Source organism: Roseomonas gilardii (assembly GCF_001941945.1).
Classification (GTDB): Bacteria; Pseudomonadota; Alphaproteobacteria; order Acetobacterales; family Acetobacteraceae; genus Roseomonas.
In genome coordinates, this window is record NZ_CP015583.1 from 452380 (window position 1) to 477676 (window position 25297).

The 25297-nt window shown below is 70.9% G+C and carries 19 protein-coding genes; 9 read left to right on the top strand and 10 right to left on the bottom strand.

Translation table 11 applies throughout. The features are described from left to right. Positions 1-9 precede the first annotated feature (9 nt). Positions 10-1008 carry an ABC transporter ATP-binding protein gene (locus tag RGI145_RS02005; RefSeq protein ID WP_075797025.1) on the top strand — a complete coding sequence of 333 codons (999 nt, stop codon included), beginning with the start codon at positions 10-12 and terminating at the stop codon, positions 1006-1008. Further along, positions 1005-2096 (top strand): ABC transporter ATP-binding protein, encoded by a 1092-nt coding sequence (locus RGI145_RS02010; RefSeq protein ID WP_075797026.1) that lies wholly within the window; start codon positions 1005-1007, stop codon positions 2094-2096. The genes RGI145_RS02005 and RGI145_RS02010 overlap by 4 nt, the downstream gene beginning before the upstream one ends. A gap of 22 nt (positions 2097-2118) precedes the next feature. Here the strand turns inward: RGI145_RS02010 and RGI145_RS02015 are convergent, their stop codons facing one another. Continuing rightward, positions 2119-2754 (bottom strand): hypothetical protein, encoded by a 636-nt coding sequence (locus RGI145_RS02015; RefSeq protein ID WP_075797027.1) that lies wholly within the window; start codon positions 2752-2754, stop codon positions 2119-2121. A gap of 141 nt (positions 2755-2895) precedes the next feature. Between RGI145_RS02015 and RGI145_RS02020 the strand changes: the two genes are divergently transcribed. After that, positions 2896-3720 (top strand): glutathione S-transferase family protein, encoded by an 825-nt coding sequence (locus tag RGI145_RS02020; protein WP_208863910.1) that lies wholly within the window; start codon positions 2896-2898, stop codon positions 3718-3720. Positions 3721-3727: 7 nt separating this feature from the next. On the opposite strand, the gene RGI145_RS02025 is transcribed toward RGI145_RS02020, so the two are convergent. Further along, complete coding sequence (locus RGI145_RS02025) at positions 3728-4360, bottom strand: glutathione S-transferase family protein (RefSeq protein WP_075797028.1); 633 nt, start codon at positions 4358-4360, stop codon at positions 3728-3730. 164 nt (positions 4361-4524) lie between these two features. On the opposite strand from RGI145_RS02025, the gene RGI145_RS02030 reads away from it, so the two are divergent. Further along, entirely contained in the window at positions 4525-4983 is a 459-nt protein-coding gene (locus RGI145_RS02030) for a DUF3237 domain-containing protein (RefSeq protein ID WP_075797029.1), read from the top strand. A gap of 164 nt (positions 4984-5147) precedes the next feature. After that, complete coding sequence (locus RGI145_RS02035) at positions 5148-6395, top strand: MFS transporter (protein ID WP_237183168.1); 1248 nt, start codon at positions 5148-5150, stop codon at positions 6393-6395. A 139-nt stretch (positions 6396-6534) separates the two neighbouring features. On the opposite strand, the gene RGI145_RS02040 is transcribed toward RGI145_RS02035, so the two are convergent. From RGI145_RS02040 to RGI145_RS26000, 4 genes are all read right to left on the bottom strand, one after another. After that, a complete protein-coding gene (locus tag RGI145_RS02040; protein ID WP_075797031.1) occupies positions 6535-6801 on the bottom strand; it encodes a hypothetical protein in 267 nt (88 codons plus the stop codon). A 73-nt stretch (positions 6802-6874) separates the two neighbouring features. Then, positions 6875-9679, bottom strand: a complete 2805-nt coding sequence (locus RGI145_RS02045) for a [protein-PII] uridylyltransferase (protein WP_418314491.1) — start codon at positions 9677-9679, stop codon at positions 6875-6877. Continuing rightward, positions 9679-12435, bottom strand: coding sequence for a DNA mismatch repair protein MutS (gene mutS, locus RGI145_RS02050; protein WP_075797032.1), 2757 nt, complete (start codon positions 12433-12435; stop codon positions 9679-9681). The genes RGI145_RS02045 and mutS overlap by 1 nt, the downstream gene beginning before the upstream one ends. A gap of 9 nt (positions 12436-12444) precedes the next feature. After that, on the bottom strand, positions 12445-12576 hold the full coding sequence (locus tag RGI145_RS26000) for a hypothetical protein (protein ID WP_257787109.1): 132 nt from the start codon (positions 12574-12576) through the stop codon (positions 12445-12447). Between RGI145_RS26000 and RGI145_RS02055 the strand changes: the two genes are divergently transcribed. Beyond that, a complete protein-coding gene (locus RGI145_RS02055) occupies positions 12575-14167 on the top strand; it encodes an ABC transporter substrate-binding protein (protein WP_075797033.1) in 1593 nt (530 codons plus the stop codon). The two genes, RGI145_RS26000 and RGI145_RS02055, sit on opposite strands and share 2 nt — an antisense overlap. Before the next feature lie 66 nt (positions 14168-14233). On the opposite strand, the gene RGI145_RS02060 is transcribed toward RGI145_RS02055, so the two are convergent. The 3 genes from RGI145_RS02060 to RGI145_RS02070 are packed head-to-tail and all read right to left on the bottom strand — an operon-like array spanning position 14234 to position 17977. After that, a complete protein-coding gene (locus tag RGI145_RS02060) occupies positions 14234-16492 on the bottom strand; it encodes a xanthine dehydrogenase family protein molybdopterin-binding subunit (protein WP_075797034.1) in 2259 nt (752 codons plus the stop codon). A gap of 13 nt (positions 16493-16505) precedes the next feature. Further along, the gene (locus tag RGI145_RS02065; protein WP_075797035.1) at positions 16506-17519 is read right to left on the bottom strand and encodes an FAD binding domain-containing protein; all 1014 of its coding nucleotides are present in this window, start codon (positions 17517-17519) and stop codon (positions 16506-16508) included. Next, positions 17516-17977 (bottom strand): (2Fe-2S)-binding protein, encoded by a 462-nt coding sequence (locus RGI145_RS02070; RefSeq protein WP_186374142.1) that lies wholly within the window; start codon positions 17975-17977, stop codon positions 17516-17518. The genes RGI145_RS02065 and RGI145_RS02070 overlap by 4 nt, the downstream gene beginning before the upstream one ends. A gap of 650 nt (positions 17978-18627) precedes the next feature. On the opposite strand from RGI145_RS02070, the gene RGI145_RS02075 reads away from it, so the two are divergent. Next, positions 18628-21024: a recombinase gene (locus tag RGI145_RS02075; RefSeq protein ID WP_075797036.1), complete on the top strand. Its 2397-nt coding sequence runs from the start codon at positions 18628-18630 to the stop codon at positions 21022-21024. A gap of 641 nt (positions 21025-21665) precedes the next feature. Continuing rightward, positions 21666-22688 carry an amidohydrolase family protein gene (locus RGI145_RS02080; protein ID WP_075797037.1) on the top strand — a complete coding sequence of 341 codons (1023 nt, stop codon included), beginning with the start codon at positions 21666-21668 and terminating at the stop codon, positions 22686-22688. A 57-nt stretch (positions 22689-22745) separates the two neighbouring features. Here RGI145_RS02080 and RGI145_RS02085 read toward each other — a convergent pair whose 3' ends face one another. Continuing rightward, a complete protein-coding gene (locus RGI145_RS02085) occupies positions 22746-23651 on the bottom strand; it encodes a LysR family transcriptional regulator (RefSeq protein WP_075797038.1) in 906 nt (301 codons plus the stop codon). A 385-nt stretch (positions 23652-24036) separates the two neighbouring features. On the opposite strand from RGI145_RS02085, the gene RGI145_RS02090 reads away from it, so the two are divergent. Further along, positions 24037-25296, top strand: coding sequence for an ABC transporter substrate-binding protein (locus tag RGI145_RS02090; RefSeq protein WP_075797039.1), 1260 nt, complete (start codon positions 24037-24039; stop codon positions 25294-25296). Position 25297 lies beyond the last annotated feature (1 nt).

Below are 25297 nucleotides of genomic sequence, written 5' to 3' on the forward strand. Positions count from 1 at the left end.
GGAGCCGCCATGGCCGAGCCGCTTCTGCGCATCGAGGGTCTGCGCACCAGCTTCCACACCGGCCAGGGCGCGGTCTCCCCGGTGGACGGGGTGGACCTCGCCGTGCCGCGCGGCCGCACGCTCGGCATCGTGGGGGAGAGCGGCTGCGGCAAGTCGATGCTCTCGCTCTCCATCATGGGCCTCGTGCCGCCGCCGGGGCGGATCGCCGCCGGAAAGGTGCTGCTGGAGGGCCGCGACATCGCCGCCTTGCCGCAGGCCGAGATGCGGAAGATCCGGGGCGGGGAGATTGCGATGATTTTCCAGGACCCGATGACCTCGCTGAACCCGGTGCACAGCGTCGGCCGGCAGATCACCGAGGCGATGCGCGTGCATGACCGCACTGCCTCGGAGGGTGCGATGCGCGACGCCGCCATCGGGGCGCTGCGCCAGGTCCGCATCCCGGCGCCGGAGCGGCGCTTCGACCAGTATCCGCACGAGCTCTCGGGCGGGATGCGGCAGCGCGTGATGATCGCCATGGCGCTGGCCTGCCGCCCGCGCCTGCTGATCGCCGACGAGCCGACCACGGCGCTGGACGTGACGGTGCAGGCGCAGATCCTCGACCTGCTGCGCAACCTCCAGGCCGAGACGGGGATGTCGATCATCCTGATCACCCACGACCTGGGCGTGGTGGCGGAGATGGCCGACGAGGTGGCGGTGATGTATGCCGGCCGCGTGGTGGAGCGCTGTTCCGCCGAGAGCCTGTTCAACGACCCGCAGCATCCCTACAGCATCGGGTTGCTCGGCAGCGTGCCGCGGCTGGACGAGGAGCGCGAGCGGCTGCTCGCCATCGACGGCTCCGTGCCGCCGCCCTTCGCCCTGCCGAAAGGGTGTCGCTTCAACCCGCGCTGCCCCTTCGTGCTGGAGATCTGCCGCAGCGCCGACCCGCCGCTGCGCGACGTGGCGCACCGGCACCATGCCGCCTGCCTGCGCGCGCCGCTCGATGCACTGGCCACGGGGATCGCGGCATGAGCGCGCCGCTGCTGGAGGTCTCTGGCCTCGCCAAGCACTATCCCATCCGCAAGGGCGTGGTGCTGGCGCGCCAGATCGGCGCCGTGCGGGCCGTGGACGGCGTCGGATTCAGCCTGAACCGGGGGGAGACCCTGGCGCTGGTGGGGGAATCCGGCTGCGGCAAGTCCACCACCGCGCGGCTGGTGATGCGGCTGATCGAGCCCAGCGCCGGCACGATCCGCTTCGACGGAAAGGATGTGACCACGGCCACCGGCACCGCGCTGCGGGCGCTGCGCCGGCGCATGCAGATCGTCTTCCAGGACCCCTTCGCCAGCCTCAACCCGCGCCTGACCGTGGGCGATGCCATCGCCGAGCCGATGGCGGTGCACGACATGGGCAATGGCGCGGCGCGGCAGGCGCGGGTGCAGGAGCTGCTCTCGCTGGTCGGGCTGCGGCCCTTCCATGCCGGACGCTATCCGCACGAGTTCTCCGGCGGACAGCGGCAGCGCATCGGCATCGCCCGGGCCCTGTCGGTGCGGCCGGACCTGCTGGTCTGCGACGAGCCCGTCTCGGCGCTGGACGTCTCGATCCAGGCGCAGGTGGTGAACCTGCTGAAGGATCTCCAGGCGCGGTTCGGGCTGAGCTATCTCTTCATCGCGCACGACCTGGCGGTGGTGAAGCACATGGCCGACCGCGTGGCGGTGATGTATCTCGGCCGCATCGTCGAGGTCGCCGAGAAGCGCGCCCTCTTCGCCGCGCCGCGCCACCCCTATACGCGGGCGCTGCTTTCCGCCATCCCGCGCCCCGACCCGGCGCTGCGCGGCTCGGTCACGCCGCTGGGCGGCGACCTTCCGAGCCCGGCCAACCCGCCGCCCGGCTGCCGCTTCCACACGCGCTGCCCCCATGCGGAGGCGATCTGCCGGGAGCAGGACCCGGAACTGCGCGCGCCCGCCGGGCCGCTGGGAGGCGATCCCAACCACCTCGCCGCCTGCCATCTCGCGGACCGTCTGCCGCCGGTGGAGAATGTCGCCGAACATGGGTTGGCGCCGAATGCGGCGCGGCGGCTGGCGCTCTTCACCGCCGCGCGGGAGATGAGGCTGGCGGGGTGAGGCGCCCGTCCGGAGGTCCGGATCAGGGCGTCCCCTTTTCCTGCCCCAGTGCCGCATAGCGCGTCAGGAAGCCGGGGCAAAGCTTCTCCCCTTCGGAAACGAAGAGGCTCGCATCGAGGGTCGGCAGCGGCCCGACATGCTGCGTCAGCGCAGTGAGGAGGATGGTCCGTCGCCGTCGAGCCTCGCGCTCCATGCGCGCCGATGACGGCTGTCCCTCCGACAGGAAAGCGACATTCGCGGCGAAGGTCTTCGTCACCACCTCGTTGGCGCTCTGCCATCGCGGCTTCCAGGCTTCGACCGAGGCGGCGAGGGTGGACCTGAAGGCGCTGAGTGCGGCCTTGTGCAGGCAGTCATCCAGCCGGACGGCCTGGGGGAGGACGAAGACGGCGTCCGTGATGCCGCCTTCGATCACGGCGCTGTGGAATTCCCAGCAGTTGCCGCGGATCTGCTTGTAGTCCGCCCGCCGGATGATCAGCCCGATATCCAGTTCGGCGCGCAGCCTGATGCGATGATCGGATGGCAGGGGATCGTAGCGCGGCCTTGCTTCCTCCGGCGCGCCCCTGAGCGTGACCTGCCAGTTCCGGATGGACAGATGCGGGCCGCAATCGACGGGCGGCGTCTCGCTGCGTGCCGCCGTGGTCGCGCAGAGCAGCAGCAAGACCAGGATCAGGCAGCGGATGGGACGTCCCCTATGCTGGGTGGCGATTCTGGAGGGATCTTAAGGTCAGGCCGGAAGCGTTCATAGCGCCTCTCTCCGCTGAAGCGGCGGAGGGGCAGGGCGAGCTGGGACATCCGGCCGGTGCTAGGCTCCCTGGCTGCTGACGACCGCGAGGCCTGGCTGCCCATGCTGCTCTACGAACATCCGCTTTCCTCCTATGCGCAGAAGGTGAAGATCGCCCTGCGCGAGAAGGGCCTGCCCTTCACCGCGGAACTGCCGGAGAGCTTCGGCACCGGCCGGGCGGACACGCCCCTCGCCGACGCCAATCCGCGCCAGGAGGTGCCGGTGCTGGTCGATGGCGAGGCACGGATCCTCGATTCCACGATCATCCTCGAATACATCGAGGAGCGCTGGCCGGAGCCGCCGCTGCTGCCGCGCGACCCGGCCGCCCGCGCCTTCGCCCGCGTCACCGAGGAGGTCTGCGACACGCAGTACGAGGCGGTGAACTGGGGCTTCGGCGAGATCCTGTGGTTCCGCCGCGCCACGGGCGAACTGGCGGAGCGGATGCGCGCCACGGCGGCGCGGCAGACGCGGCTGCTGCAGGGCTGGCTGGCGGGGCGGCTGGGGGAAGCGCCCTTCTTCAGCGGGGAGCGTTTCGGCTGGGCCGATGCGGCAGTGGCGCCGATGCTCAACCGCTCGGTGCATTACGGTCTGGGGCCGGAGGCGGGGACGCCGCTCGCGCACTGGCATGCGCGCATCCGCGGGCGGCCTTCCGTGGCGCAGACCTTCGCCGAGTTCGACGCGGCGGCGGCACGGATGGCGGCGGCCTCGGAACTCTACACCACCGGCGGGCGGCGGCGGGAATACCGCGACCACCGGCTGGACTGGATGATCCGTTCCGGCGGCATCGAGGTCGTGCTGGCCGGTCTGCGCGACAACAACATCCGCTTCTCCTGGCCGGAATAGCCGCGGCTCAGCGCTTCGGCGGATCGAAGACCTGCACGACGCCCGCGAAGGCATCCAGTGTCTCGCAACGCGCCGCATGGGCCGCCAGGCTGGGCCACGCGCCGCCGTCGCCATGGATCGCCGGATGCGCCTCGGCGAGGAAGCGCAGCGCGCAGCCCAGGGCGATATCGGCATGGCCCGGCGCCACGCCGTTCCAGAAGGGCGCGGGCTCGCGCGTCCGCTCCGTCTCCAGCGCCGCGAGCACATCGCGGATCTGCGCCTCGCAGCGCGCCACCCAGCGTTCCGAGACCGTCTCGTGCAGGACGCGTTCGTAGATCAGGCTGACCATCTTGTCGCAGAGGCCGGTGGCCAGGGCACAGAGGCGCAGCATGCGGCGCCGTTCCGCGCCGGAGGCGGGGATCAGCCGTGTGTCCGGCGATGCCTGTTCGTCCAGGTGGTCCAGGATCGCGCCGCTCTCGATCAGCGCCTCGCCATCGTCGAGCAGCAGCACGGGGACGCGGCGCAGCGGGTTGATGGCGGCCAGCCGCTCCGCATCGCCGAAGGTGGACCAGGGCCGGTGCTCGTAGCCCAGCCGGTAGAGGCGCAGGGCCACCGCCACGCGGCGGACGAAGGGCGAATCGTACTGGCCGATCAGGATCATTCGGATGGTCTCCCTTGCCGGGCCTGCCGGGGCGCATCCTTGCCCCGGAGCGGCGTGGGCGCCAAGTGCCGGCCTCGGGGGGCACCCCCGCTCGCGCGTCTTGTGGATCGGGCCGGGCGGGCGGATGACGGCGGAACAGAAACGCCCCATGCGAGGACAGGACCATGACGCCACCAAGCCTGCACCATGTCGCCGACATCGCGGTGGAGGTGGGGGAGCCCATCGCCGTGGGCGAGACCGGCGAAGGGCTGCGCCGGATCGTGCCGATCCTGGGCGGCTCGGTCCGGGGGCCGCGCCTGTCCGGCCGCATCCTGCCGGCGGGGGCGGATTTCCAGGTGATCAGGGCGGACGGCTACACCACGCTGGAGGCGCGCTATGTGGTGGAGCTGGATGACGGGGCGCTCGTCTATATCGTGAACACCGGCGTGCGGCATGGCCCGCCCGAGGTCATGGCCCGCATCACGCGGGGCGAGCCGGTGCCGCCGGAGCAGGTCTATTTCCGCACGGCGCCACGCTTCGAGACCGCCGCCGCGGCGCATGCCTGGCTGACCCGGCCGCTCTTCCTGGCCACCGGCATCCGCCGGCCGGATCGGGTGGAACTCGCGGTCTTCGCGGTGGAATAGCGCCCGGCCCGCCCATCGGGGGCGCGGAACGGGTCCGACCCCGCCCGGACGGATGGGCGATCCCCACACGCGGCGGCCCGTCGGATGCGGGCGCAACCGGCGGAAGGCGCGGGCCACCATCCGCCGCCTAGGGTCCCCGTCGCCAACAGGGGATCACAGGACCCGTGCCCACCCGACACCCAGAGCGTCTGCCCGCCGGTTTCCGGCGACTCGTCCTTTCCAGCCTTCCGGCCCAGTTCTCCGAACAGATCGCCCTGGCCGCCGCGCCGCTCGCCGCCGTGCTGCTCCTCGGGGCAGGGGCCGTGCAGACCGGGTTGCTCCAGGCCGCGCAGACCCTGCCTTTCCTGCTGCTCTCGCTGCCCGCCGGGGTGCTGGCGGACCGTGCATCCCGCCGCCGCCTCATGCTGGGGGCGGAAGCACTGCGCGCGGCCGCGCTGCTCGCCATCCTGCTCCTGCTGCTGGGGCAGGCGCTGACCCTGCCCTGGCTGGCGGCGCTGGGCTTCCTGGGGGCGGCCGGCACGGTGGCCTACAGCGTCGCCGCACCGGCCCTGGTGCCGTCGCTGGTGCCGGCCGGCGGGCTGGCCATGGCCAACCGCTGGCTGGAGCTGACGCGCAGCACCGCCTTCGCCGCCGGCCCCGCCCTGGGCGGTGCGGTCGTGGGATGGGCCGGGGCGGCGCCGGCCTATGCCCTGGCCACGGCGCTCTCGCTGCTGGCGGCGCTGCTGCTCCGCGGCCTGCCGGAAGGCCGGAGTCGGGGCGGGCAGGGATCGCGCCACCTCCTGGCCGAACTACGCGAGGGCGCGGGCTTCGTGCTGTCGCATCCGCTGCTGCGCCCGGTGCTGGTCACCGCGACGCTCTTCAACACCGCCTGGTTCCTGCTGCAGTCCGTCTATGTGGTCTATGCGGTGGAACGGCTCGGCCTGGGGGCTGGCGGCGTGGGCCTGACGCTGGGCCTCTATGGGGTGGGTATGGTCGCGGGCGCCGCGGCCGCGCCCTGGCTGATGCGGCGGCTTTCCTTTGGTGCGACCATCGCCCTGGGGCCGCTCGGCGCGCTGCTGGCCTCGCTGCTGATGCTGGCCACCCTGGCCCTTCCACCGGGGGTCTGGCCCTCCGGCTTCCTGGCGGGGATGTCCTGCCTGATCTTCGGCGCGGGGCCGATCCTCTGGACCATTGCCACCACCACCCTGCGGCAGTCCGTCACGCCACCCGGGCTGCTGGGCCGGGTCTCGGCCACGGTGATGACCGCAACCTTCGGCGCCCGCCCGCTCGGTGCCGCGCTGGGAGCCTTGCTGGCGAGCCAGGGCGGCATGGAGGCCTGCCTCTGGGCCTCCTCGCTGGGCTTCGCCGCGCAGTTCCTGGTGCTGTCGCGTTCGCCGGTGCCGCGTCTCGTCCGTCAACCTGAAATGGCCTGACGCGGGTGGCGGCCCGCTTCGGCCCTTGCGCCCTGCAATGGGGTCAGCCCCGGGGGAGAGGTGCCGCCTCTCCGCCCAAGGGTAAAACCCATAGGCTTGACCCGGGTCCCGTCGAACTGGCCGGAGCTTTTCCCCGCGCTCAGTCCTTCCCGGTCGAGGAACCCTTCTGGCCTTCGCCGGCCGTGTCCTGGCGGACGCCGATATTCACCGGGCCACTGCTCTTCTCGCCAGGCTTCCCGGCCACGGAATCCTCCGTCTCGCGCTCGTAGTCGGAGGGCTTCACGCCCTTGCTCTTCGGGTCGTGCTGTTCGTCATTGGGGTCGTGCGGCCCGACATTGGACGGGCGCGCGGTCTTGGTGCCGCCGCCCCAGTTCTTGAATTCCTCGCGCAGGGTTTCTTCGGCCATGGCTGGAGCCTCCTCAAAGGAGGTCAACGCCGGGCCGTGGTCCGGGTTGAGGGCCCCGCCGGGGAAGGTTGCGTCAGGAGGCCGCGCCCGCCACCGTCACGGGGCCGTCGGCGACCCGTTCCGTCACCGGGGACAGCGCCCCCAGCAGGGCGGAACGGAGCGAGGCGAGCTTGCGCTCGTTCTCCACCTTCAGGCCGAACACGTCCTTCACATAGAAGACGTCCACCGCCCGCACGCCATAGGTGGTGATGTGCGCCGAGGCGATCTGCAGCCCCTGCTCGCTGATCGCGGTGGTGACGTCGTGCAGCAGGCCGGGCCGGTCGCGCGCGTTCACCTCGATCACGGTGTGGGAGGCGCTGGCATGGTTGTCCAGCACCACGCGCGGCGGCACCGTCACGGCCCGCAGGCGCGAGGGCTCGCGCCGCACCTTGCGGATCTCGTTCAGCAGGCGGATCTGGCCGGACAGGGCCTGCTCGATGAGGACCGAGAGCCGGGCCAGGCGGTGCGGCGCCTCCAGCATCCCGCCATTGGCGTCCTGCACCCAGAAGGTGTCGAGCGCCATGCCGTTGGTCATGGTGTGGATGCGGGCGTCCACGATGCTGGCTCCGCCCAGGGCCAGCGCGCCCGCGACCTGGGCGAAGAGGCCCGGATGGTCGGCGGCATAGACCGTCACCTCGGTCACGGCGCGGGATTCCAGCACGCGGGTCCGCACCGTCAGCGGCGCGCCGGTCGCCTCGGCCTCCCGCATCATGGTGGCGTGCCGGGCATGGGTGGCGGCGTCGAAGGAAAGCCAGTAGCCCGGGTAGCCGGCGCCCAGGAAGCGTTCCACCGCCTCCTTCGGCCAATCGGCGAGCAGCGAGGCGGCGGCCTGCTTGGCCCGGGCCACGCGCACGTCGCGCTCCGGCACGGAAAGCCCGCCGGCCAGCACCTCGGCCACGCGCCAGTAGAGCTCGCGCAGCAGGGTGGCCTTCCAGCCGTTCCAGACCTTGGGGCCCACCGCGCGCATGTCGGCGACGGTCAGCACCAGCAGCAGCCGCAGCCGCTCGGGCGACTGCACCACCTCCGCCAGGTCGAGGATGGTCTTGGGGTCGTCGATGTCGCGCTTGAAGGCGGTCTGGCTGACCAGGAGATGGTTCAGCACCAGCCAGGAGACGGTCTCCGTCTCCTCCGGCGTCAGGCCCAGGCGCGGGCAGATGTCGAGGGCGATGGCGGCGCCGAGTTCGGAATGGTCGCCGCCGCGCCCCTTGGCGATGTCGTGCAGCAGTGTCGCGACATAGAGCGCGCGGCGGGACTGGATCTGCCCGATCAGCTCGGAGGCCACGGGGGCGATGTTGTCCAGCCCGCCCTCGTCCAGGCCGTTGAGGACGCGTAGCGCCTCGATCGTGTGCTCCTCGACCGTATAGACGTGATAGGTGTCGAACTGCATCAGCCCGACGATGCGCGCCCAGTCCGGCAGGTAGCGGGACAGGAAGCCGACCTCGTTCAGCACGCGGATCCAGCGGGCGGAATGCGGGCCGGTCAGCAGGTTCAGGAACAGGTCGCCCGCCGCCGGGTCGTCGCGCAGCCGGGAGGCGAAGCGGGCGCAGCGGATCAGCGCCCGCTGGGTGAGGGGGTGCAGCTCCAGCCCATGGTCGCGGGCGGCGCAGAGCAGGCGCAGCATGATCGCCGGATCGGCGGCGATGTCGTGCCCAGCGGCGAAGATCGCCTTGCCGTCGGCCAGCGCCACGCCGGCGGCCGCGAGATCCGGGCTGCCGGCGGGGACCAGCGCGGGCGGCCCCATGGTGGCACGCTCAATCGCCGGTTCCAGCAGGCGCGACAGGCGCACCACGTCCCGAGCGGTGAGGAAGAAGTGCTTCATGAAGCGCTCCACCCCATCCTGCTTGCCATGGCGGGTATATCCCATGCGGGCGCCCACCACCGGCTGCAGGTCGAAGGTCAGGCGTTCCTCGGCGCGGCCGGTGACGTAGTGCAGGTGGAAGCGCACCGTCCAGAGGAAGCTCCAGGCGCGGCGGAAGGCGCGGGCCTCGTCGGCCGTGAGCAGCCCGCCACCCGGGCTGTCCGGCCCGACCAGTTGCCACATCTTCTGCGTGCCGAAGGCGTAGCTGGCGAACCAGTACATGGTCTGGAGGTCGCGCAGGCCGCCGCGCCCCTCCTTGATATGGGGCTCCACCAGATAGGGGCTGTCGCCATAGCGCTTGTGGCGCTGCTGCCGCTCCGCCCGCTTGGCGGCGAAGAACTGGCCGATGCCCCATTCCCGCCGCGCCTCGGCGAAACCCTCGGCGAATTCCGCGAAGATCGGCTGCTCGCCGGCCAGGAAGCGCGCTTCCAGCAGCGCCGTCTGCACCGTGGCGTCGGCGCGCGCATCCTCCAGGCATTCGGCGATGGAGCGGGTGGCATGCCCGACCTTCAGCCCCAGGTCCCAGAGCAGGTAGAGCATGAACTCCACCATCCGCTGACCGCTGGCGCCCAGCGGCCGGCGGGACACGAAGAGGAGGTCGATGTCGCTGAAGGGTGCCAGCACGCCGCGGCCATAGCCGCCGGTGGCGGCCAGGGCGAAAGCGGGCTCGTCCTCCGCCTGTCCCACCACGGCGATGCTGTAGTCGTGGATCGAGCGGATCAGCCCGTCCATCAGCGCGCCCAGGCGGCGACCGGCGATCAGCCCAGGCAGCGCGCCCGCCTCGAACTCCTCCTGCACGCTGGACTGCACCCGGCCGAGGCGGCGGCGCAGCAGCAACAGCGCGGCATCGCGGGGAACGGGGACGCGTGCCTCCATCCCGCCGCCGGAGCCCGCCGGGGGAAGCAGAGCATCGATCAGGGCCTGCATGTCCTCAGGGGAGCAGGCTGCCACGGTGTCCTGGCTGTCGCCGAAGAGTTTCATCAACGTGAAGATAGGATGGGCTGGGGCGACTTGACAGTCACCTCCGCTGCACCTGCGAGCCTTTTAAGGCGGTAGAGGGCCTCCAGGGCCTCGCGCGGGGACATGGCATCGGGGTCCATCGCCTCCAGGCTCTCGCGCAGGGCCTTGTCCGAGGCCGCTGGTTCCGGTTCCGGATGGAATCCCTCATCCCATGCAACACCTGGCGAAAAATGCTGCGGCGCCGAGTCCCCGGGGGCCGGACGGGCAGCCCGCAGCAGGGGGAGCTCCTCCTCCAGCGGGTCGAGCCCTTTCGCCCTGGCCTCCAGCGCCGCCAGCACCGATTCGGCCCGCGCCACCACGGCACGCGGCACGCCGGCCAGCCGCGCCACATGCAGGCCCCAGGAGCGCTCCGAGGCCCCCGGCGCCACTGTGTGCAGGAAGACCACCCGGCCCCGGTGCTCGCGCACCTCCATCCGGGCTGGGGCGAGGTCCGGCAGCTTGCCGGACAGGGCCGTCAGCTCGTGGAAATGGGTGGCGAAGATGGCGCGGCAGCGCAGCCGGTCGTGTAGCGCCTCCAGCACCGCCCAGGCGATGGCCAGCCCGTCCCAGGTGGCGGTGCCGCGCCCGACCTCGTCCAGGATCACCAGGGAGCGCGGCCCCGCCTGGTTCAGGATCACCGCCGTCTCGCTCATCTCCACCATGAAGGTGGAGCGGCCCCCGGCGATGTCGTCCGCCGCGCCGACGCGGGAGAAGAGCCGGTCCACCAGCCCGATCCGGGCCTCCTCCGCCGGGGCGAAGAGCCCCGCCTGGGCCAGCACCACCAGCAGCGCGTTCTGCCGCAGGAAGGTGGACTTGCCGGCCATGTTGGGGCCGGTGAGCAGGCAGAGGCGGCGGCCGGGGGACAGATCGGCGTCGTTGGGCACGAAGGCCGGGCCCCGGGCCTTGCGCAGCGCGGCGTCCACCACCGGGTGGCGGGCCCCCCGCACGCGGAAGCCGGTGCCCTCCGCGATCTCCGGCCGGCACCAGCCGCCTCCGGCCGCGAGCTCGGCGGCCGCCTGCTGCACGTCGATCTCGGCCAGTGCCGTGGCGGCGGCGGCGATGCCCGGAGCGGCATCGAGGCAGAGCTGGCGCAGATGCGCCACCACCCGGGCCTCGCGCCGCGCCGCCTCCTCCCGCGCCGAGGACAGCTTGCGGTCCAGCTCCGCCAGGGCGGTGCAGGTGAAGCGGTAGGCATTGGCCATGGTCTGGCGGTGGATCGGGGCGTGCGGCCCCTCCATGGCCTTCGCGCGGAGCAGGGTTTCCCCGGCGGCGGAGGGGACCTCCACCAGGTGGCCGAACTGCTGATGGTGCTTGATCTTCAGGCTGGCCACGCCCCAGGCCCGGGCCAGCTCGCGCTGCATCTCCAGGATCGCCTCGCGCGCGCCGTCGCGCAGGCGGCGCAGCCCGTCGAGCTGCCCGTCATAGCCCGTGGCGATGGCGTTGCCGTCCTCGAAGCGGGAAGGAAGCTCCTCCGCCAGGGCGCGGGCCAGCTCCGCCCGGGGGGAATGCTCCGGCAGCAGGGCCTTCGCCGCGCGCAGCAGCAGGAGGGGTACGCCCTCCGCCCGGTCCAGCGCCTGGCGGATGCTCTCGGCCCGGCCCAGCCCCTCGGCCATGGCGGCCAGGTCGCGCGGAAAGAAGCGCCCGACCGAGAGCCGGGCCAGGGCGCGCTGCATGTCCGGCGCACCGCGCAGGCCCTGCCGCAGCGCCGCGCGCAGGCGGCTGTCGCCGAGCAGGAACTCGACCGCCTCGTGCCGCTCGCGGATCGGCTCCGGCTCGGCGAGCGGGGCGGCGAGGCGGGCGGCGAGCTCCCGCCCCCCGGCGCCGGTCAGCGTCCGGTCCACCGCGGCAAAGAGGCAGCTTTCGGCATCGCCGCGCTCGGAGCGCAGGATCTCCAGCGAGCGGCGCGTCGCCGCGTCCATCCGCAGCAGGCGGGATTCGCCGCAGCATTCCGGCGGCGAGAGGCGGGGCAGGGTTCCTCCCTGGGTGGCGCGCACATAGTCGAGCGCCATGGCCAGCGCCGCCACTTCCTCCTCCGAGAAGGCGCCGAAGCCGTCGAGGCTCGCGACCTCCCAGGCGGCGCAGGCGATGCGGACGGGGTCGCGCGGCGGGGCGGTCTCGCGCAGCCGCTCGCCGCAGCCGGCCAGCGCGCCGCTCGCGACCAGGGCGGGGGGCGCCAGGATCTCCGCCGGCTCAAGCCGCGAAAGCAGCGTCGCCGCCTCGGCCGGCAATACGGATTCCGTGCAGACCATGCCGGTGGAAATGTCGAGCCAGGCGGCGCCCAGACGCTCTCCCCCATGGGCCCCGCCCCCTTCCGCCAGGGCGAGAAGCCAGGAGGGGCGGCCGCCTTCCAGCAGGGAGTCCTCGGTCACCGTGCCGGGGGTGACAACGCGCACCACCTCCCGCCGGATGGTGCTGGCCTTGCGCGCCTTGGCCTGTTCCGGCGTCTCCATCTGGTCGCAAAGCGCAACGCGATAGCCGCGCCGCAGCAGCCGGGCGAGATAGGCCTCGTGCGCATGCGCCGGCACGCCCGCCATGGGGATGGGCTGGCCGTTGTGCTCGCCCCGGTGCGAGGTCGCGAGGCCCAGCACCTCTCCCGCCAGGATGGCATCGTCGAAGAACATCTCGAAGAAATCGCCGAGGCGGAAGAAGACCAGCGCGTCCGGATGCGCGGCCTTGGCGGCGAACCACTGGGCCATCGCCGGGGTGGCGCCCTCGGCGGCGGGAAGGTTGCGATTCATCCACCCTTCCTAGGGCGCGGCGGCGGGGGCGGTCCAGAGCGGATCGGGCATGGGGCGGGTGCGGCGGGCGATGCCCTTCCGCTTGGCATCCGCCCCGCCCCGTCGCAGTCTCCCGCGCGTCAGCCAGGGAGCCAATGCCATGAATCGCCGCAACCTCCTCAAGAGCGCCGCCGCGCTGGGAGGCACCGCCCTGGCCGGGGGCGTCGCCGGGCCCGCCCTGGCGCAGAACAGCCGGGCCAGCACGCTGCGCTTCGTGCCGCAGGCGAATCTGAGCGCCCTGGACCCGATCTGGACCACCGCCACCGTCACCTCGAACCACGGCTACTACATCTTCGACACGCTCTTCGCGGTGGATGCGAACAACCGCGTGCAGCCGCAGATGGCCGAGGGGCACGAGGTGGCCGATGGCGGCAAGCTCTGGCGCTTCCGCCTGCGCGAGGGGCTGAAGTTCCACGACGGCACGCCGGTGCGCTCCGCCGACTGCATCGCCAGCGTGAAGCGCTGGGCCTCGCGCGATCCCTTCGGCCAGCTCATCACCGGCATCACCGAGGAATGGAAGGTGGTGGACGACCGGAACTTCGAGCTCCGGCTGAACCGACCCTTCCCGGCGCTGCTGGAGGCGCTGGGCAAGGCCGAGGCCAATGTGCCCTTCATCATGCCGGAGCGGCTGGCGAAGACCGACGGCGCCACGGCGATCACCGAGATGGTGGGCTCCGGCCCCTACCGCTTCGTGGCCTCCGAGTTCAATTCCGGCTCCCGCGCCGTCTATACGAAATTCGACGGCTATGTGCCGCGCCACGAGGCGCCCTCGGCCGCCGCCGGCGCCAAGATCGCGCATTTCCAGCGCATCGAGTGGCACATCATCACCGACCCCTCGACCGCCGCCGCCGCCCTGCTGGCGGGCGAGATCGACTGGTGGGAGCGCCCGCTCGCCGACCTGCAGCCGATGCTGGCCCAGAGCCGCGACGTGCGGCGGGAGATCCTGGACAAGGCCGGGCGCATGGCGCTGGCGCGGCTGAACTGCCTGCAGCCGCCCTTCGACAACGTGAAGCTGCGCCAGGCGGTGCTGAAGTCGGTGGTGCAGGAGGACTACATGCGCGCCGCCCAGGGCGACGACCAGTCCACCTGGAACACGATGCGCAGCCTCTATCCGCAGCGCACGCCCTATTTCGTGGACCAGGCCGACCTGATGCCGGGCAGCCTGGACGCCTGCAAGGCGGCGCTGAAGGAAGCGGGCTATGCGGGGCAGAAGCTGGTCATCATCAACCCGACCGACTTCCCGGATATCGGACCGCTCGGCCAGGTGACGGCGGATGCGCTGCGCCGTGCCGGGATGAACGTGGAACTGGCCGAGAGCGACTGGGGCACCGTCATCCAGCGCCGCAACTCGCGCGAACCGGTGGAGAAGGGCGGCTGGAGCATGTTCCACACCACCGGCGGCTCCAACCTCTATGGCAGCCCGGCGACCTCGCCCCTGGTGCGCGGCCAGGGCGAGAAGGGCTGGTTCGGCTGGTGGAAGAGCGACAGGGCCGAGGCCCTGACGCAGGAATGGCTCTACGCCTCGGATGCCGATGCCCAGCGCCGCATCGCGCTGGAACTCGGCCGCCACGCGCTGGAGGAGGCCGGCACCCTGCCACTCGGCCAGTTCACCGTCCGCACCGCCTTCCGCAAGGACCTCACGGGCTTCGTGGAGGGGTCCTCGCCCTATCCCTGGGGCGTGCAGCGGGGCTGAGGCGGCCGCGTCCCGCGATGGGAGTGGAGACGCGGTCTCCACCCCGCAGGGGATACGGACGGGGGCCTATTCCGCCGGAACCGCCGTATCCTCCAGCAGCTTGTCGATGGTGATCGGCAGGCTGCGGATGCGCTTGCCCGTGGCGTGAAAGACGGCGTTGGCGATGGCGGCGGCGGTGCCGCAGATGCCGATCTCGCCCAGGCCCTTCACGCCGAGGGGGTTCCCCTTGTCGTTGTCCTCCTGCACGAAGATCACGTCGATGTCGTGGATATCGGCGTTCACCGGCAGGTGGTACTCGGCCAGGCTGTGGTTCATGAAGCGGCCGAGATTGTGGTCCTGCAGGGTTTCCTCGGCCAGCGCCATGCCCATGCCCCAGACCACGCCGCCGATGATCTGCGAGCGCGCGGTCTTGGGATTGATGATCCGTCCCGCCGCCACGGCATCGACGATGCGGGTGACACGGATGACGCCGAGTTCCTCGTCCACCCGCACCTCCACGAAGACGGCGGAATGGGTATAGGAGGAATAGTTCTTCTGCATCTCCTTGGAGGGGGAGGCGGTCTGCTCCTCCTCGATCCGGTCCAGCCCGGCGGCGCGCATCACCTCGGTGATGGGCAGGGAACGCAGCGGGTCCGCGCTCAGGCCGATACGGCCATTGGCGAAGCTGACATCCTCCATCGCCGCGCCGGCGAGCGGGGAATCCGGCAGGCCCCGCGCGGCGCCGAGCAGCCTGGCACGCACCATGCCGCAGGCCGCCAGCACCGCCGAGCCGGCCGAGGCGGCGGTCCAGGAGCCGCCCTCGACGGGTGAGGTGGGGAGGGAGCTGTCGCCGATCTTCGCCGTGACATCCGCCATCTTCAGCCCCAGCGCGTCGGCGCCGATCTGGGTCAGGATGGTGTAGGTGCCCGTGCCGATATCGGCGGTGGCCGTGGCGACCTCCAGCCTGCCATCGGCGGTGAGGGTGGCGCGAGCGCTGGTCTGCATCATCTGCGCTTCCCAGACGCCCGAGGCCATGCCCCATCCGATCAGCTCGCGCCCTTCCCGCATCGAGCGCGGTTCGTGGCTGCGCCTGCTCCAGCCGAAGCGTTCGGCGCCCTCGCGATAGGCGGCGCGCAGCTCCTTGGAGGTGAAGGGCTTGCCCTCGTTCTCATCCTTCTCGGCGTAGTTCCGCAGGCGAAGCTCCAGCGGATCGGTCTTCAGCGAGTAGGCCAGTTCGTCCAGTGCGGATTCCAGGGCGAAGAGGCCGGTGGGCGATCCGGGCGCGCGCATGTCCGAGGGTGTATAGGTGTCGATCTTCGCCAGCTTGTAGTCCAGCGCCACGTTCTCGCAGTGGTAGAGGAGGCCCGACCAGTTCACCACGACCTCCTGGTAGTCCTCGAACTGCGAGGTGCCGGAGATCGCCTCATGCCGGATGGCCTGGAGGGTGCCGTCCCCGTCGGCCCCGATGCGGATGTCCTGCAGCACGTCGGGCCGGTAGCCGAAGGTGAACATCTGCTCCCGCGACAGGACCACGCGCACCGAACGTTCCAACTCCAGCGCCGCCATCACGGCGAGGAAGAGCTGATACTGCGGCCGCAGCCCCGAGCCGAAGGCGCCGCCCACGAAGGGCGAGATCACGCGCACCTTGTCGGCGGACAGGCCGAAGACGTTGCTGACGTATTTCTGGCTGTTCTGCGCGCCCTGGATCTTGTCGTGGACGGTGATCCGGCCGTCGCCCTCCCAGACCACGGTGGTGGCATGGGGCTCCATCGGATTGTGGTGCTCGATGGCGATGCGGTATTCGCCCGCCACCTTGTGCGGGGCGGCGGCAAGGGCCTTCTCCGCATCGCCGCGCGGCGGAGGAGGCGGTGCGATGCCGGAACGCTTCTTGGACGGCACATAGGCCGCGTCGCGCACCGCTGCCACATCCGTGGCATGCGGTGCCTCGTCGTAGCGCACCTGCACCAGCGTGGCGGCGTAGCGGGCAGTGGAGAAATCCTCCGCCACCACCAGCGCCACGGGCTGGCCGCTGTAATGGATCTCGGCATCGTAGAGGGCGCGGAAGGGCGATCCTGGCGGCGCCACCTCGTCCTGGTAGTTCTTGCTGCGCCAAGCGGTGCGGGGCCGGTTCTCATGGGTGAAGACCTGCACCACGCCGGGGACGGCCAGCGCCGCCGTGGTGTCGATCGTGGCGATCTTCCCGCGGGCGATGCCGCTGGACACCACGACGCCGTGCAGCAGGCCGGGGGCGGTGAACTCGGCGGCATATTTCGCTGCGCCGGTCACCTTGGCCTCGCCATCCACGCGGCTTTGCGGGGAGCCGAAATAGGGGGTGTTGCTGCTCATCGGACGGGGCCCCTCACTGGATCCGCTTGTCGGCGACGATCTGCGGCGTGCCGGCGGCCGCCTGGGACAGGGCGCGCAGGATGGCCTGCCGCGCCATGGGGATCTTGAAGTCGTTCTGGCCGTGGCCGCGCGCGCCCTCGATCAGCGCTTCGGCGGCGGGCAGGAAGCTCTCCAGCGTGGCGGGCCGGCCACGCAGCAGCGCCTCTGCCTCGGGCCGGCGCCAGGGCTTGTGCGCCACGCCGCCCAGGGCGATGCGCGCCTCCTTCACCGTGTCGCCCTCCATTTCCAGCCCCACGGCGACGCTCACCAGGGCGAAGGCATAGGAGGCACGGTCGCGCAGCTTGAGATAGGTGTGATGCTTCGCGAATCCCTGCGCCGGCAAATCGATCGCGGTGATCAGCTCATCCGCGCCGAGATTCGTGTCGCGCTCCGGCGTGTCGCCGGGCAGGCGGTGGAACGCCGCGATGGGGATCGTGCGCTCGCCCTGTGGGCCGGTAACGAGCACCACCGCCTCCAGCGCCGCCAGCGCCACGCACATGTCGGAGGGATGGGTGGCGATGCAGCTCTCGCTGGCACCAAGGATGGCATGGATGCGGTTCAGCCCGGTCTTCGCAGGACAGCCGCTGCCCGGCACGCGCTTGTTGCAGGGCGTGCCCGTGTCATAGAAATAGTAGCACCGCGTCCGTTGCAGCAGGTTGCCGCCATTCGTGGCCATGTTGCGGAGCTGCGGCGAGGCGCCGGACAGGATCGCCAGGCTCAGCAGCGGATAGCGTTCGGCGACGCGGCCGTCATGGGCGGTCTCGGCATTGGTCACGAGGGCGCCCAGCCGCAGGCCGCCTTCCGGTGTTTCCTCGATCCCGCGCAGCGGCAGGCGGGTGACATCCACCAGATGCTCCGGCCGCTCCACATTCTCCTTCATCAGGTCGAGGAGATTGGTGCCGCCCGCGATGAACTTCGCCGCGCCGGCGGCGTGGCTGCGGATTGCGTCCGCGACATCCGGGGCACGGGTATAGTCGAAGCGGTTCACTGCGCGTCCTCCCCGGCCTGCATCGCCTGCTCGATCGCCGCCACGATATTGGGATAGGCGCCGCAACGGCACAGGTTGCCGCTCATCAGCTCCCGGATCTCCGCCGGGCTCTTCGCCCGCCCCTCGCGGATCAGCCCGATGGCGGAGCAGATCTGCCCGGGGGTGCAGTAGCCACACTGGAAAGCATCATGGTCGATGAAGGCCTGCTGCACCGGATGCAGATGGCCATTGGCCAGCCCTTCCACGGTGCGGATCTCGCAACCCTCCTTCATCACGGCGAGAGTCAGGCAGGAATTCACCCGCACCCCGTCCACCAGCACGGTACAGGCGCCGCACTGGCCCTGGTCGCAGCCCTTCTTGGTGCCGGTCAGGCCGATATGGTCGCGCAGGGCATCCAGCAGCGTCGTCCAGGGCGCCAGCGGCACCACATGGTCGCGGCCATTGACCCTCAGGGTCACGTCGCGGGCCTCCAGGCCGGGTCTGGTCCCCGTTTGGACCCACGTATGGGCCTCGGTCGTGGTGTCGCTCAATGCCAGGCCCTCCGGCTTCGTATTGCTTGTGGCGTCGGAACGGAAGGAACCGGCCGGCGCCACGCAACGGCCCGGAACATGATCCTGGCGGTTCATTCCGTGGCCGTTGAACGCCTCCGGGGAGGGGCCGGTTGCCGGGGGCAGGCAGGCGGGCTCACGCCCGAAGTGAAGCGGTACCCCACGGCCCGTGGTTGCGATGTTGCGCCGCAGCGGTCAGAATCGGAGGGGAAGCGGGCGATCCGGCCCGCCGCCCTGCCTGAAGCGAGGGCTGCGGTAAGCCTGCACCGCTCGCCATAGCGTGAATCCCGGGCCGGCCTCTCAGCATTGCCGCCCAAGCGCCTGATCCGTGGCGGAAATGCCCCAGTCCTGATTCGGATGCGTAAGCTCCTCCACCAGATCTTGTGTGAAACTGGAGGGCTGATAACCATATATATGGTCATTGAGCCCAGGGCGCCGAATCCGGCGCGACCCGGGCAGGCCCCTGATTTTCCTGACCGAGGTTGCTGATGGACGGCTACGCGCAGACTCTCGCCCCTGGATTCGCCCCCCGCCACGGCGGTGTGGCGGCCCGGCCGGATATGCTGCGCCCTCAAGCCGGTGCTGGCCCCTTGGGGGGCGCCTTCGGCACACATCCCATGCCCGGTCGCCCGCTGGATGCCGGGATGGGGCTGGCCGTGGGCCGGCGCACCGTCTTCCGCCCGGAGGATGCCGAGGATTTCGGCCGGGTGGCCGAACGCGTTTCCGCTGGCAACACAGCCCTGGCGCCCACCGCGCCGGGGGAGCGCGAGGCGCTGCGCAACGCCATCGCCACCGGCGCGCTGCTGACCTCCGGCCGGCATCTCCAGCACGGCGACGCGGAGCAGCCGAAGCGCAACATGGAGGTCTTCACCAACTGCGCCACGGCGATCACCTCCTTCGCCGAATTCTACCTGTTGCTGAACGGCTCCGGCGTGGGCCGCGCCTATGACGACGAGCTGGCGGTGGTGGACTGGGCCCGGGCGCCCGATCTGCGCCTGCACCTCTCGCCTGAGCATCCGGACTTCCCCGCCACCCGCGACACGCTGCGCCGCTTCGGGGTGGAGATGGGGCTGCTGCCCTGGGGCACGGACGATGCCGGCTTCGACGCGGCGGCGGAGGCGGCTGTGCGCGCCTTCCTGGAGGCCGAGCTGGTGAGCGACCTCGCCGCCATCCCGGCGGGCGCCGTGGTCCATCGCGTGGCCGACAGCCGCGAGGGCTGGGCCAAGGCGGTCGAGGTGCTGGAAGCCATGGCCTTCCGTGGGGAGCGGGAGAAGACCCTGCTGCTCGACCTGTCCGATGTCCGCCCCGCCGGCTCGCCGATCCGCGGCATGCAGGGGCGCCCGGCCTCCGGGCCGGTCTCGCTGCTGCGCGGGCTGATCAACATCCGCCGCCACGTGATCGAGCCCGCCCGCACCCGCGACCCGCAGGGCGAGGCACTGCAGCCCTGGGAACAGGCGCTGCTGGTGGACCATCACCTCTCCGTCGAGGTGCAGGTGGGGGGCGCCCGCCGCGCCGCGCGCATGGCCACCAAGTCCTGGCGCGACCCGGGCATCCTGCGCTTCGTGCGCGCCAAGTCGGAGGGCGGGCTCTGGACCGCCAACAACTCCGTCATGGTGGACCGCGAGTTCTGGCAGCGGGTGCGGGAAGGCGATGCGGCCGATGCGCTGACCGCCCATGCCCGGGCGGTCTTCGACGAGGTCACGCGCTGCGCCTTCGTGAACGGCGAGCCCGGCTTCATCAACGGCGACCTGCTGGAAGACCACCGCACCGGCGCCGCCTGGGACAAGCCGGTCTTCGAGGATGGGCGCGACTTCCGCTCCGACCGCTACCAGGTGACGGAGGCCGACGGCCTGCTGGCCGAAACGGCGCGCCGCGCCTCCACCGCGCGCTTCCCGGTCACCACCAATCCCTGCGGCGAGATCACCCTGCACGTCACGGGCGGCTATTGCGTCATCGCCGATTTCGCGCCGCTGCTGGCCTGCCCGGCGGGCTTCGACAGCTTCACGCCCGGTGCGCCGCCGGAGGAGATCGCCGGGGAATGGGACCGGCGGGTGGAGGATTCCGTGCGCCTCGGCGTGCGCTTCCTGATCCGCGCCAACCGGATGGATGCGCTCTATGGCGAGGAGGTGTCCCGCACCAACCGCATCGGCATCGGCCCCACCGGCCTGCACGAATGGGCCTGGATGCGCTTCGGTCTGGGCTTCCGCGAGATGCTGGACGAAAGCCGCTCCGCGGCCTTCTGGTCGATGCTGGACCGCCTCTCCGCGATCGCCAAGGAGGAGGCGAATGCCTATGCCGCCGAGCTCGGCACGGCGCGGCCTGTCACCGTCACCACGGTCAAGCCGGCGGGCACGACCAGCAAGCTCTTCGCCCTGACCGAAGGCGCGCACCTTCCCGCCCGGCGCCAGTATCTCCGCTGGGTGCAGTTCAAGGGCACGCGCGACGAGACCACGGGCGAATGGCTGCCCGGCTCCGACCCGCTGCTCGCGGATTACGAGGCGCGCGGCTATCCGCTGCGGGCGCTGCGCTCCTTCCCCGGCATGACCATCGTGGGTTTCCCCACCGTGCCGCTGCTGCAACGCCTGGGGCTGGAGGACGGCCTCGTCACCGCGCCGGAGGCGACGCCGGAGGAGCAGTACCAGTATCTGCGCCTGCTGGAGCGCCACTGGATCGGCCGCGACCAGGGCAACCAGGTCAGCTACACGCTGAAGGTCTATACCGACCAGCACGACCTCGACGCCTTCCGCGACATGGTGCGGGAGCATCAGCCCTCCGTGCGCTGCTGCTCCGTCCTGCCAAGCCGCCCCGACTCCGAACTCGGCTACGAGTACCTGCCGGAGGAGGAGATTTCCGCCGGGCGCTTCGCCGCCATCGTCGACGGCATCGATGACGGCGCGGTGCGGGAGGCGGTGGACTGGGCGCACCTGCAATGCGCGAGCGGCGTCTGCCCGATCTGACCGGTGCTGCCGGCAGCCCGTGATACGGGGTGCCGGCCGGACTTGCGCTTCGCAGCCTTGGCGTTGCTCTATCCCCGGGGGACAAGGCCCCACCGTCGACGCAGTGCGTCGACCCCCCCGGCCCCCCTTATCCGCCAGGACCCTGCGGGCCCTGGACCCGGTGAGTTGACGCTCGCTGCGGCCGGGTCGCGCCGGAGAGCACCGCTCTCCGGCGACTGCGGGTGCCACCAGCGCGGATGGTGATTTTCTTCTTCGGGAACCCCGCTGATCCACCCTCTCCCAGGGATCGGGCCGCAGGCTGACGGCCACCACCGGAGCCAACGAAAGCCCGGGGTCCGGGGACCGGCCTCGGTCCCCGGCGGTGAGGGTGTGGGAGAGGCGGCGCCTCTCCCACGGCGGGTCATCACAAAGCGGAACGCCCGGAGCCGCCTCGGGGGCTACCGGGCCGTTGGCCAGTGCCGCTATGCCGTCCGGTGATAGGAACGCCGGGAAAACCGATAGCACGACCCTCCACGGCCTCCTGTAGAAGTTCCAGCAACAGGCCCGTGCGAGACCCGGCCATGGGAAGGAAACGTGCTTCCCGTGGCAGACCGGGCCGGTGGCGCCGCCGAAGCGAAGCAGAGGTTCCGGGAGGACCGCTCATGATCATCGACTGCCATGGCCACTACACCACGGCGCCCGCCGCCCATGACCGCTGGCGCGAGGCGCAGACGGCGGCCTTCAAGACCGGTGGCGATGTCGATCCCGCCTATCCCGACATCTCCGACGACGAGATCCGCGAGACGGTGGAGAAGAACCAGCTCCGCCTGCTGCGCGAGCGCGGTGCCGACCTGACGATCTTCAGCCCGCGCGCCTCCACCATGGCGCACCATGTGGGCAACGAGGCGGTGAGCCAGGCCTGGACACGCCGCTGCAACGACCTGATCAAGCGCGTGGTGGACCTCTTCCCGCAGTACTTCGTGGGCGTCTGCCAGCTGCCGCAGTCGCCGGGCGTGTCGATCACCCATTCCATCGCGGAGCTGGAGCGCTGCGTGACGGAGCTGGGCTTCATCGGCTGCAACCTGAACCCGGACCCCTCGGGCGGGCACTGGGCGGGGCCGCCGCTCACCGACCGGGCCTGGTATCCGTTCTTCGAGAAGATGGTCGAGCTGGACGTGCCGGCGATGATCCACGTCTCCGGCTCCTGCAACTGCAACTTCCACGCGACCGGCGCGCACTACATCAACGCCGACACCACCGCCTTCATGCAGTTCCTGGAAGGCGACCTGTTCCGGGACTTCCCGACGCTGCGCTTCGTCATCCCGCATGGCGGCGGCGCGGTGCCGTATCACTGGGGCCGCTATCGCGGGCTGGCGGACATGCTGAAGCGGCCGCCGCTGCGCGAGCATGTCATGAAGAACGTGTTCTTCGACACCTGCGTCTATCACCAGCCAGGCATCGACCTGCTGTTCCGGGTGATCGATATCGACAATATCCTCTTCGGATCGGAAATGGTCGGGGCGGTGCGTGGGATCGATCCGGAAACCGGCCACTACTTCGACGACACCAAGCGCTACATCGACGCGCTGCCCATCCCCGAGGCGGACAAGCACAAGGTCTTCGAGCTGAACGCGCGGCGCGTCTATCCGCGCCTCGATGCCATCCTGCGCGAACAGGGGCGCTGACGGCCGCGTCCTGGCGGAGCGACCTTTCCTGGCCGTTCCGCCGTCGGGACGGCACCGTCAGGCGAAGCCGTGCCGCCGTGCATAGGCCCGGGCCACGCTGACCGCGATCTCCGCCAGCCTGGGCACCAGGACGGCATCGGGTGCCGGGCGGTAGCTCGCGGTGAAGCGGGCCAGCGGCAGGCACAGCGGCGTCTCGATCAGGCGCAGCTCGCCGCGCGCCATCTCGCCCTGCGCGACCACGGGGGGAATGACGGCGATACCGATGCCGTCCACCGCCATGCGGACCATGGTGGCAAGGGAGGCGCTGGCATGGATGCGCGGCGCGCCCAGGCCCAGCGCCTGGAAGGCCTGGCGCAGGTCGCGGTGGTTGACCGTGTTCTTGGGGAAGGTGATGAGCGGGTGCCGGCGCAGCGCCTCCGGCGGCACCGGCTCCTCCTCGAAATGCATCCGGCGGCCGGCCAGGAAGCGGATCGGGTAGGAGATCAGCTCCAGGTCCATGAGTTCCGGCTCCGAGAGCGGGCCCGTCACGAAGCCGAGGTCCATCTCCTGCCGCAGCAGCGCCTGCTTGAGGTCGGGGGTGATGGCCACCTCGATCTCGAAGGTGACGGTCGGATGGCGGGTGTTCACCTGCTCGATGAAATCCGACAGCCAGGTCTGCACGATGGTCTCGGCGACGCCGAGGCGCACCACGCCGCCAAGCTGTTCCCCGGCGGCGATGGTCTGCACCATCTCCATGTGCAGTCGCAGCAGGCGCTCGGCATAGCCCAGCAGGTGGCGCCCCTTGGGCGTCAGGTGGATCGAGCGTCCGGAGCGCTCGAAGAGCCTGTGGCCCAGCTCCGCCTCCAGCCCTGCCACGCGCTGGGAGACGGCGGGCTGCGTGGTGTAGAGCCGCTCCGCCGCCCGGCCGAAGCTTTCCAGCGTCGCGACCCAGTAGAAGATTTCCAGGCTTCGCAGGTCGATCATGGTCCTCGCCGGCGGCCGCTCCCGGGCCGTCGGGGACTATGCGGGATGCCCGGGCGGCTTGCCCACCCGGCGGGGCGGGCGCGGGCGGGGAAAGATCAGGCCCCCGGACCAGGAAGGGCCTCGGGGCGCGCTAGGAAACCGGGATGCCCGCGCGCAGTTGCCTGAAATTTCGGCACCGTCCCATAAGCCAGGCTGATGGAATCCGGTTGTGAAAGCCGATTGGACAGAATGGATGGGTCTCGCCGATCCTTTCGCTCCAAGCTTTGGACCCGTCCGGTGGCTGCCAGCGCCCTGGGAGTGTTCCGGGAGCCGAGCCATCCATGCCCCCGGGTGAACTCCGCCGCTGTCGGCGGAGCCGCATCCGTTCCATCGTCAGAGAGGTCCCATGCTCACTCGCCGCGCCGCGCTCCGTGCCTCTGCCCTGGGCTTCGCCAGCCTCCCGCTCGTGAACATCCGCCGCGCCTTCGCCGCCGAGGAGGTGGTGATCGGCGCGGTCTATCCGCTGACCGGCAACAGCGCCCAGATCGGGCAGGACGCCAAGGCGGTGATGGAGGTGGGCGCCGAGATCATCAACGGCCAGCACGACCGCGTGCCCATGCTCCTCGGCGAGGGCGGCGGCCTGCCGAAGCTGGGCGGCGCGAAGATCCGCCTGGTCTTCGCCGACCACCAGAACGACCCGCAGAAGGCCCGTGCCGAGGCCGAGCGCCTGATCACGCAGGAGAAGGTGGCGCTGATCATCGGCAGCTTCTCCTCCGCCACGGCGGCGACCATCTCGCAGGTCACCGAGCGCTACCAGATCCCCTATGTCTCCGCCGACAACTCCTCGCCCAGCCTGACGCAGCGCGGGCTGCAATGGTTCTTCCGGCCCTCGCCGAACGACGTGACCTTCACCGAGGCCATGTTCAACTTCTTCAAGGAAACGGGTGAGAAGACCGGCCGCAAGGTCGGCTCCATCTCGCTCTTCTACGAGGACAGCATCTTCGGCACCGACAGTGCCACCATCCAGCGGAAGATGGCCGAGCAGGCGGGCATCAAGGTCCTGGCCGACATCAAGTACCGCGCCAACTCGCCGAGCCTCGCTGCCGAGGCGCAGAGGCTCAAGGCGGCGGACGCGGATGTGCTGATGCCGTCCTCCTACACCAGCGACGCCATCCTGATCCTGCGCGCCATGAACGAGATCGGCTACAAGCCCCGGGCGATCATGGCCCAGGCGGCGGGCTTCCAGGAACAGGCCTTCCTTTCCGGCGTCGGCGCCATGGCCGAGGGCGTGCTCAGCCGCTCCTCCTTCGCCATCGACGCGGGCAGCAGCCGCCCCGCGATCGAGAAGATCAACGCTCTCTACAAGGCCCGGCAGAACAAGGACCTGAACGACAACACCGCGCGCGAGTTCACCGCGCTCCAGGTGGCGGCGGATGCCGTCAACCGCGCCGGCTCGACCAAGGCGGCCGATCTGCAGAAAGCCTTCCAGGAGACCGACATCGCCGGCGACCAGACCATCATGCCCTGGAAGGGCGTGAAGTTCGACAAGGCAGGCAACAACCTGCTCGGCACGCCGGTGATCCAGCAGGTGACCAAGGGCTCCTACCGGACCGTCTGGCCGTCCGAGGTGGCCTCGGTGCCGCTGGTCTGGAACGTCGGCCAGTAAG

Bases quoted from the DNA above. Each gene is read 5' to 3' on its own strand.
- RGI145_RS02075 (WP_075797036.1), top strand. From the start codon at position 18,628: ATGCTGCGCCCTCAAGCCGGTGCTGGCCCCTTGGGGGGCGCCTTCGGC.
- RGI145_RS02030 (WP_075797029.1), top strand. From the start codon at position 4,525: ATGACGCCACCAAGCCTGCACCATGTCGCCGACATCGCGGTGGAGGTG.
- RGI145_RS02080 (WP_075797037.1), top strand. From the start codon at position 21,666: ATGATCATCGACTGCCATGGCCACTACACCACGGCGCCCGCCGCCCAT.
- mutS (WP_075797032.1), bottom strand. From the start codon at position 12,435: ATGAATCGCAACCTTCCCGCCGCCGAGGGCGCCACCCCGGCGATGGCC.
- RGI145_RS02005 (WP_075797025.1), top strand. From the start codon at position 10: ATGGCCGAGCCGCTTCTGCGCATCGAGGGTCTGCGCACCAGCTTCCAC.
- RGI145_RS02025 (WP_075797028.1), bottom strand. From the start codon at position 4,360: ATGATCCTGATCGGCCAGTACGATTCGCCCTTCGTCCGCCGCGTGGCG.
- RGI145_RS02040 (WP_075797031.1), bottom strand. From the start codon at position 6,801: ATGGCCGAAGAAACCCTGCGCGAGGAATTCAAGAACTGGGGCGGCGGC.
- RGI145_RS26000 (WP_257787109.1), bottom strand. From the start codon at position 12,576: ATGGCATTGGCTCCCTGGCTGACGCGCGGGAGACTGCGACGGGGCGGG.
- RGI145_RS02085 (WP_075797038.1), bottom strand. From the start codon at position 23,651: ATGATCGACCTGCGAAGCCTGGAAATCTTCTACTGGGTCGCGACGCTG.
- RGI145_RS02010 (WP_075797026.1), top strand. From the start codon at position 1,005: ATGAGCGCGCCGCTGCTGGAGGTCTCTGGCCTCGCCAAGCACTATCCC.
- RGI145_RS02090 (WP_075797039.1), top strand. From the start codon at position 24,037: ATGCTCACTCGCCGCGCCGCGCTCCGTGCCTCTGCCCTGGGCTTCGCC.
- RGI145_RS02055 (WP_075797033.1), top strand. From the start codon at position 12,575: ATGAATCGCCGCAACCTCCTCAAGAGCGCCGCCGCGCTGGGAGGCACC.
- RGI145_RS02045 (WP_418314491.1), bottom strand. From the start codon at position 9,679: ATGAAACTCTTCGGCGACAGCCAGGACACCGTGGCAGCCTGCTCCCCT.
- RGI145_RS02060 (WP_075797034.1), bottom strand. From the start codon at position 16,492: ATGAGCAGCAACACCCCCTATTTCGGCTCCCCGCAAAGCCGCGTGGAT.